General features: G+C 62.1%; 6 protein-coding genes and 1 pseudogene. 3 read left to right on the plus strand and 4 right to left on the minus strand.

Going from position 1 to position 7,252, the window contains the following annotated elements; genetic code table 11:
* Positions 1 to 183 precede the first annotated feature (183 nt).
* Complete coding sequence (locus tag AB3X96_RS24110; RefSeq protein WP_368591701.1) at positions 184 to 891, plus strand: MgtC/SapB family protein; 708 nt, start codon at positions 184 to 186, stop codon at positions 889 to 891.
* Between the two features lie 162 nt (positions 892 to 1,053).
* Positions 1,054 to 1,308 (plus strand): GlsB/YeaQ/YmgE family stress response membrane protein, encoded by a 255-nt coding sequence (locus AB3X96_RS24115; protein WP_176105653.1) that lies wholly within the window; start codon positions 1,054 to 1,056, stop codon positions 1,306 to 1,308.
* A 112-nt stretch (positions 1,309 to 1,420) separates the two neighbouring features.
* Here AB3X96_RS24115 and AB3X96_RS24120 read toward each other — a convergent pair whose 3' ends face one another.
* The 3 genes from AB3X96_RS24120 to AB3X96_RS24130 all read right to left on the minus strand — a co-directional run bounded on the left by AB3X96_RS24120 (position 1,421) and on the right by AB3X96_RS24130 (position 5,673).
* Positions 1,421 to 2,920, minus strand: coding sequence for an acetyl-CoA hydrolase/transferase family protein (locus AB3X96_RS24120; protein WP_368591717.1), 1,500 nt, complete (start codon positions 2,918 to 2,920; stop codon positions 1,421 to 1,423).
* Positions 2,921 to 3,096: 176 nt separating this feature from the next.
* Complete coding sequence (locus AB3X96_RS24125) at positions 3,097 to 3,315, minus strand: hypothetical protein (protein ID WP_368591702.1); 219 nt, start codon at positions 3,313 to 3,315, stop codon at positions 3,097 to 3,099.
* Positions 3,316 to 3,453: 138 nt separating this feature from the next.
* Positions 3,454 to 5,673 carry an FUSC family protein gene (locus tag AB3X96_RS24130; protein ID WP_368591703.1) on the minus strand — a complete coding sequence of 740 codons (2,220 nt, stop codon included), beginning with the start codon at positions 5,671 to 5,673 and terminating at the stop codon, positions 3,454 to 3,456.
* Positions 5,674 to 5,872: 199 nt separating this feature from the next.
* On the opposite strand from AB3X96_RS24130, the gene AB3X96_RS24135 reads away from it, so the two are divergent.
* Complete coding sequence (locus AB3X96_RS24135) at positions 5,873 to 6,886, plus strand: LysR family transcriptional regulator (protein WP_368591704.1); 1,014 nt, start codon at positions 5,873 to 5,875, stop codon at positions 6,884 to 6,886.
* Here the strand turns inward: AB3X96_RS24135 and AB3X96_RS24140 are convergent.
* Positions 6,881 to 7,017: pseudogene (locus AB3X96_RS24140) on the minus strand (IS3 family transposase); the annotation flags it as partial. The gene AB3X96_RS24135 and the pseudogene AB3X96_RS24140 sit on opposite strands and share 6 nt — an antisense overlap.
* Between the last annotated feature and the right edge of the window lie 235 nt (positions 7,018 to 7,252).

Genomic DNA, 7,252 nt, shown 5'->3' on the forward strand with positions numbered 1-7,252 from the left:
GTACTGTCGGTAAAGCACGGCGTGGCTCGATGCCATGCCGATACCGCACGCTCCGGCCGCTGCACTTGTGTGCGCGGGTACTTCGTCCCGCCGCATGCACTTGCCGTGCACGAGGTAGACGATCTGGTGTTCTCACGCGTAGGCTTCACACTGCGACAGCGCGCACGCCAACCTTTCTGAACGATGACACTCGAATTCTTCCTGCGGCTTCTGACCGCTTTTGCTTGCGGCGTCGCAATCGGCCTCGAACGACAGATGCGCCAGCGCACCGCCGGCCTGCGCACGATCACGCTCGTGGCGAGCGGCGCGTGCCTGTTCGTCACGCTCGGCGTGCTGACCGGCAACGGCGTCAGCGGCATTACGCAGATTGCGGCCTATGTGGTGTCGGGCGTCGGCTTTCTCGGCGGCGGCGTCATCATGCGCGACAAGGGTTCGATCCAGGGGATCAACACCGCGGCGACGCTGTGGTGCTCGGCGGCCGTCGGCGTATTGAGCGGCGCGGGACATTACGGACCGGCGTTCGCCGGCACCGCGGTCGTGCTGCTGGCCAACACCGTACTGCGCGAAGTGAGCCGGATGATCAACCAGACACCGGTTTCAAACGCCGACCTCGTTCGCGAGTATGTGCTGACGATCGTCTGCCGCGAAGCCGACGAGATCCACATTCGCACCGCGATTTCCAACTCGATGTACTCGGCGCCGCTGTCTTTCCAGAGCCTGACCAGCGAGGATGTCGAGGACGAGCCGGCGCGCATTCGCGTGACGGCGACGCTGACGATGCATCCGAAGGATCAATCGAAGCTCGAACAGATGGCGAGCCGCCTGAGCATGGAAAAGAGCGTCTCCAGGGTCAGTTGGACCGCGCGGGAAGCGGAACCGACACCGGAGTGAAGCGCTGTGCACAAGTCTCCTCTGTTCGCGCGCATCGTCTACACTTAGCTTGCAGCAGATTCAGATAGTGTTAATTCCGCGTCCCGAACGTGGACCGTCCCATAACCTTCGACTAAGCTCTGTCACCGTGATTTGTTCACACTCAACCAGGGAGTCTCGAATATGGAACACGGCATCATTGCATGGCTCATCATCGGCGCGATTGCTGGCTGGCTCGCGGGCGTATTGGTCAAGGGTGGCGGCTTCGGCCTGATCGTCGACATCATCGTCGGGATCATCGGGGCGTTCATCGGCGGTTGGCTCGCGGGCGTGCTGCATATCTCGATCGGCAGCGGCTGGATCGCCTCGATCATCACCGCGGTGATCGGCGCGGTCATTCTGCTGTTTATTATCCGGCTCGTGCGACGAGGCTCCTGAGCACAGCATTCGATTTCATCAAGCGCCAGCGGGCTCGTGCCGCTGGCGCTTTTTTGTTGCCTGTTTCTGCTGCTTTTATCGCGGCGATTGTGGGCGCTGCGGCCGTTGCGGGTCAGGCCGGCAGCATCGAGCCGGTATCGCGCAGCCGCGTATGCCATGCAAACGCCTGATCGAGGCAATGCGGCGTCTGCCCTCCCCAACGCAACGCATCGCGGTAGTAGTCGCGCAAGAGTTCGCGATAGCGCGGGTGTACGCAATGCTCGATGATCAGCGTCGCACGTTCGCGTGGTGCGAGGCCGCGCAGGTCGGCGAGACCTTGCTCGGTGACGACGACGTCGACGTCGTGTTCGTTGTGGTCGCAATGCGGCACCATCGGCACGATGCTCGAGATGCGGTCGTCCTTCGCGGTCGACTTGGTCGCGAACACCGCGCACGACGCATTGCGCGCAAAGTCGCCCGAGCCGCCGATGCCGTTCATCATGTGCGTGCCGCCGACATGCGTCGAATTGACGTTACCGTAGATATCGAATTCGAGCGCAGTATTGAGCGCGATCAGACCGAGCCGCCGAATCACCTCGGGATGGTTGCTGACTTCCTGCGGACGCAGCACGAGCCGGTCGCGATAGCGTTCGATATCGCCGAACACCTGCGCCTGCCGTGCAGCCGACAACGTGATCGACGCGCCGGACGCGAACGCGACCTTGCCGGCGTCCATCAGATCGAACGTCGAATCCTGCAAGACTTCTGAATAGATTTCGAACACATCGAAAGGCGAATCGACGAAGCCCGCCAGCACCGCGTTGGCGATCGTACCGATGCCAGCCTGCAACGGCGGCAACTGCTTCGGCATGCGGCCACGCGTGACTTCGTGCTGGAAAAATTCGATCAAGTGGCCGGCGATCAACGCGGTTTCGCGATCCGCGGGCAGCACGGTGGACGGGCTGTCGGCCATGTCAGTGATCACGATCGCCGCGATTTTCTCCGGCGGAATCTCGATCGCGGGTGTGCCGACGCGATCCTGCGCGCGCACGATCGGCAGCGGCTCGCGATGCGGCCGGCGCCCCGGAATCCAGATGTCGTGCAGGCCTTCGAGTTCGAGTGGCTGCGCAAGATTGATCTCGACGATGACCTTGTCCGCGAGAATCGCGAAGCTCGCCGAATTGCCGACTGAAGTTGTCGGCACGATACCGCCGCTTTCCGTGATCGCGGCGGCCTCGATGATCGCGACATCGAGTTTGCCGAGCTGGTTCGCGCGCAGCATCTCGACGGTCTCGGACAGATGCTGATCGACGAACATCACTTCGCCTCGATTGATTGCGTCGCGCAGCGTCTTGTCCACCTGAAACGGCAAACGGCGCGCGAGCACGTGCGCTTCGGTCAGCATGCGGTCGACGTCATGACCGAGCGAGGCGCCCGTCATCAGCGTGATGCGCAGCGGCTCGCCCAACTGGCGCGCACGCTCGGCAAGCGCGACCGGCACCGCTTTCGCGTCGCCCGCGCGCGTGAAACCGCTTGTGCCAACGCGCATGCCGTCGTGAATCAGAAGCGCCGCGTCGGCGGCCGTGGTGATTTTTCCGCGCAGGGCGGTGCAGCGAATTCGGTCTTCGTACATGAAAGGGAGTCTCTCCATAGTCGCCAGCTCCGTCTACTGGTGCGCACGTCTGCGGTGTGCTTCGCTCAATAGGCGGTAGCCGCACCCGCTGCGGCGTCTCGATCGGACGGCGTCGCGAGCAGGTGTTGGGTCGCGTGACAGGTCCGCGACAGGTGTTGCGCGTGAAGCAGCCGGACTCAGCTGCCGAAGAAGATGTTGCAGAAGCTCATCGGGCCAACGCATTCGTCGGCTTTCGCTTTCGGCGCTTCCGCATGCTTGCGCGCGGCACCCTTATCGGCGCGCTGGCTATCCGCTTGCGCAACCTGCTGCTCCGGCGCGACCGGCGCCGTCTGTGCATAGGCGGCGGCAGCGGTAGACAAAGAACAGGCGATCAGGACCAACTTCAAGACTTTCATCTCATTCTCCAGGGCTTACAACTGCTGCGACGCCTACTGCGAGGCAGTGACGGCACTATATGACCGTCATCAACGCGGATTAACGGGGCCGCCCGGAAGAGATCTTTCCATATGGCAGAAGAATCCACGAAGCATTGGTCAGCGACGATTGAACGGCGCGTCCTTGTCGAGCAACGCGCTACGAATGAAGTGCAGACAGCTCAGGATGCGCTGCAGATCGTGACGCCGGTCGCGCTCGGCATGCACGGTCCGCAGCATGTCTTGCGCGAGCCACGTGGCCGAGCGCACGGCGACGAGTGCGCGTTCGAGCGAACCGCGACTGGGGCGTTCGAAAAGCAGGGCGAGATCGTCGCAGGTGTGTTCGATCACGCTGCGCCAGCGCGGCTGAAGGATGTCGGCATAATCCGCGCGCGCGGCTTCGTTGCGCAGATCGATGACGGCGTGACCTACTTCGATCGTCGCGAGCATCCAGCGAAGTGCGTCACGCCGTCGTCGCGAACGGTGCGTCAGCAGCACGCGCAGTTGTGAAGTCAGATCGTGCGTGCCCGCCTGGAAACGTCGGTTCAGTCCCGGCAGAGCCTCCTTGCATGCCGATACCGTTTGCGCCCGCAGGTCGCCCATGATCCGGTCGATCAGCCAGCGCATATCGGCGGGAAAGACCACCGCGAATGCAACAGCCGCGAGCAGCATCGACGCGGTCAGCGCGATGCCGTTGTTGATCAGCAGATCAGGCACGTAGGTGGCGACGTTATCCGGTCCGGCCAGCAGACAGAAGAACACCGAAAAGCCGATGCCAAACCCCGCTGCGCCGCGCCGTGTCGCGATGAATGCGCCGAGTGCGAGCACCGGCGCGAGTGCCGCGCAAAGCAGCGGGAAACCATCGATGTTGGGATACACGTAGCACATGAACACGTAGCCGGTCAGCGTCGCGAGCACCGCGCCGATCGCCATCTGCATGGCCATCCTGGTAGCCCTCGGCGCGGTGGACGTCAACGCACAGACCAGCGTTGCGCCGATCACGGCGAGGCCGCCGCTCGGCCAGTTGGTCGCGATCCAGAACGCGCCGGCAATCCCGATGACGACAGCCGAGCGCAGAAACGTGAACAATACGGCGAAGTGGTTTGTGTGGCTGATCGGTCTGCTCGTGCAGTCGCTCTTTTTTGGGCTCGAGCCGCGTCGCAGGCTTTGCTGCCGACTTTCTGATTTGCGCCACAAGCTTGCATAGGTTTGCGAATAATTCATCCATTCGCCCACGAATCGATACAGCAATTCGGCTGCCGTGTCGAAGTCCGCAAGCGATTCCGCGGACGCGGCTTCGAGGGGCCGCCTCGTTTCGCGTACCCGGCGTGGCAGGCTTGCCCGAAAGAGGCGCAGATCGGCTGCTGCGTGCGAGGCTTCGACGCCTGCTTCAACTGGTGCTTGTGCTTCGAACAAGGCTCCGAGTTCGTCGAGGTATGGACCGATGGCCGCGAGTATCGACACTGCGCCGCTCGCGCGCAACCGTTTGAGCAACTGATTCAGCGCATGCAGACGCGCGCATGCATCCATGAATTCGCTATTCAGGCGCGCCAGATGCGCACTGCGCGAGCGCATCGCCGGGTCTTCGAATCCGACGAACGTACGCGTTGCTTCGAAGCCAGCGATTTCGTCGACGAAATCCGCGAACCGCCGTTCGAACTGATGGCGCTCGAGCCCGCGTGCGAGCACATCGGCAGCAAAGGCAGTAAAATCCGCGCACCTGATCTGAAGGTTACGTCGTAGCGCCAGGCTCGAGCGTTGCGGCAGCAGCAATGCGCTGACCGCGCTCGAACACACGATGCCAACCGCCACTTCCGCCGCGCGCGCGAGTGCTGCGAGGAACAGTCCCTCGGGCGTCGTCACGTTCGGAATGCCGATCAGCGCGGCGGTGTAACCGGCGAGCACGAAACCGTACCATCTGAAATGCCGATACCGGACCGCCGCAGCAATACAGGCGCTCACCCACGCGATCATGCCGAGCATGTACAGTTCGGGCTGCTGGGCGAACAGCCCGCCGAGCACGAGCGCGGCCGCGGTCCCTACCGCCGTTCCGAGAATCCGGTAGAAGCTCTTCGCGAGCACCATGCCGCTGAACGGTTGCATCAACACAAAGACCGTCGTCATCGCAATGCGCGGCTGCTGCAAATCGAGGAGCATCGCGATGCCCAGCGCCAGCAGCCCGGCGGTTACCGTCTTCAGCAGATGAAGCCAGGTCAGACCGTCGCTGCTGGCCCAGTCACGCAAGACCCGATTGAGTTTGGCTCGACCGAGTCGTCGCCGCATGACACCGCGCGGACCGAAGAAATCCGACGACGGTTCGATCGCATGATCGGGTTTCATCTGAAAACAGTGCACCCCACGTGGTCGCTGAGAGAGCCTCCGGGCAGAATCGCTGACACCGACAGGCGAGGCGCCGATTGTAGGAGTCCCCGTTGCACGCATTAAGACGACGAGTGCAGAACATCTGTTCCAAAACAGACAACAATAGTCCCCCGGGACTGACGGAAAATACGATCCTGGTCATGAAACAGAAGGTTTGATGGACACGCTACAAAATATGCGAGTGTTCGTGCGCGTGGTTGAAGCCGGCAGCTTCACCGCGGCCGCGCAATCGCTCAATTCAACGACCGGCGTGATGTCTCGCGCGGTCTCGGAACTTGAAGCACACCTGCGCACGCGCCTGCTGAATCGATCGACTCGTCGGCTTGCGTTGACCACCGCCGGCGAGCGCTATCTGAAGCGATCGCAGCAGATTCTCGCGGATGTCGATATCGCGGAAGAAGAAGCCAGTTGCGCACACGAGCGACCAACCGGCGCGCTGCGCATGCATAGCTTTGCGAGCATCGGCCAGCACTACCTCCTGCCGGCTATTTCGCGTTATCGCGAGCTATATCCTGAAGTGACTGTCGAGTTGACGCTGTCACAGCGCATGCCCGATCTGTTCGAGGGCAGCGCCGATGTGGCCGTGATCGGCGCGTCGATGCTGCCGAATTCGGACCTCATATCGTTTTCGCTGGGGACGACGTTCAGCATCCTGTGCGCATCGCCGGCTTACGCGCGCGCGCACGGCGCGCCGCAAGAACCGGCTGACCTTGCGCATCACGAATGTCTGATCCTTCATACGCCGGCGTTTCCGCCACATGAATGGACGCTCGACGGCCCGAACGGCAGTGAGTTGATGGAAGTCGACGGACCCGTGCATGTGAACATCGCGGAATCACTGATCGTGGCGATCCGCGAAGGAATGGGCATCGGCATGGTGCCACTCTACGCGGCCATTTCCGGGTTGCGCGATGGCACGCTGGTTCGCGTGTTGCCAGAATATACGCTGCAGAAGACGACCGTTTATGCGCTCTATCCGTCGCGCAAATTCATCGATGCGAAGACGCGCACGTGGGTCGAATTCTTGCGCTCGCATCTGCCCAAGGTGATTGCGCGCGACGAAGCGTTGCTTGCCGAGGTGGCGCAAATGGGATGCGTAGATGACTCAGTGCAGATGGGTGGAGTTGTCGTCCCTGTCATTCAGGACATGCGGACACCGTTAGGTTTATGAACTCGCTGCAGCACGCCTGGACTCGCGCGGCGAGCGGATTTCAGGGCTTTACGCGGGTGGCGCTCATTGAAGTGTTCAATACACGAGAGCGCGGTTGGCGCGTCAGGTTTGGCCATATGCGCGACGTAGTTGCCGTCGATAAACGGGCTACTTTCGCCAGTGGCCGGCAACGCCGTCCGGCCACGCGTATTGTTTGCCCTCGGTCGAGCATCTTGCTTTTGATTTCGGCCGCGTAAACGCAAAAACCCCACCGCTGGGCGGTGGGGTTTCTGGCTTTGGGGGAGCCTGACGATTACCTACTTTCACACGGGCAATCCGCACTATCATCGGCGTGGAGTCGTTTCACGGTCCTGTTCGGGATGGGAA

This window comes from Paraburkholderia sp. BR13439, assembly GCF_040948805.1.
GTDB classification, from domain to species: Bacteria; Pseudomonadota; Gammaproteobacteria; order Burkholderiales; family Burkholderiaceae; genus Paraburkholderia; species Paraburkholderia youngii.

Bases quoted from the DNA above. Each gene is read 5' to 3' on its own strand.
- AB3X96_RS24110 (WP_368591701.1), top strand. From the start codon at position 184: ATGACACTCGAATTCTTCCTGCGGCTTCTGACCGCTTTTGCTTGCGGC.
- AB3X96_RS24115 (WP_176105653.1), top strand. From the start codon at position 1,054: ATGGAACACGGCATCATTGCATGGCTCATCATCGGCGCGATTGCTGGC.
- AB3X96_RS24120 (WP_368591717.1), bottom strand. From the start codon at position 2,920: ATGTACGAAGACCGAATTCGCTGCACCGCCCTGCGCGGAAAAATCACC.
- AB3X96_RS24125 (WP_368591702.1), bottom strand. From the start codon at position 3,315: ATGAAAGTCTTGAAGTTGGTCCTGATCGCCTGTTCTTTGTCTACCGCT.
- AB3X96_RS24130 (WP_368591703.1), bottom strand. From the start codon at position 5,673: ATGAAACCCGATCATGCGATCGAACCGTCGTCGGATTTCTTCGGTCCG.
- AB3X96_RS24135 (WP_368591704.1), top strand. From the start codon at position 5,873: ATGGACACGCTACAAAATATGCGAGTGTTCGTGCGCGTGGTTGAAGCC.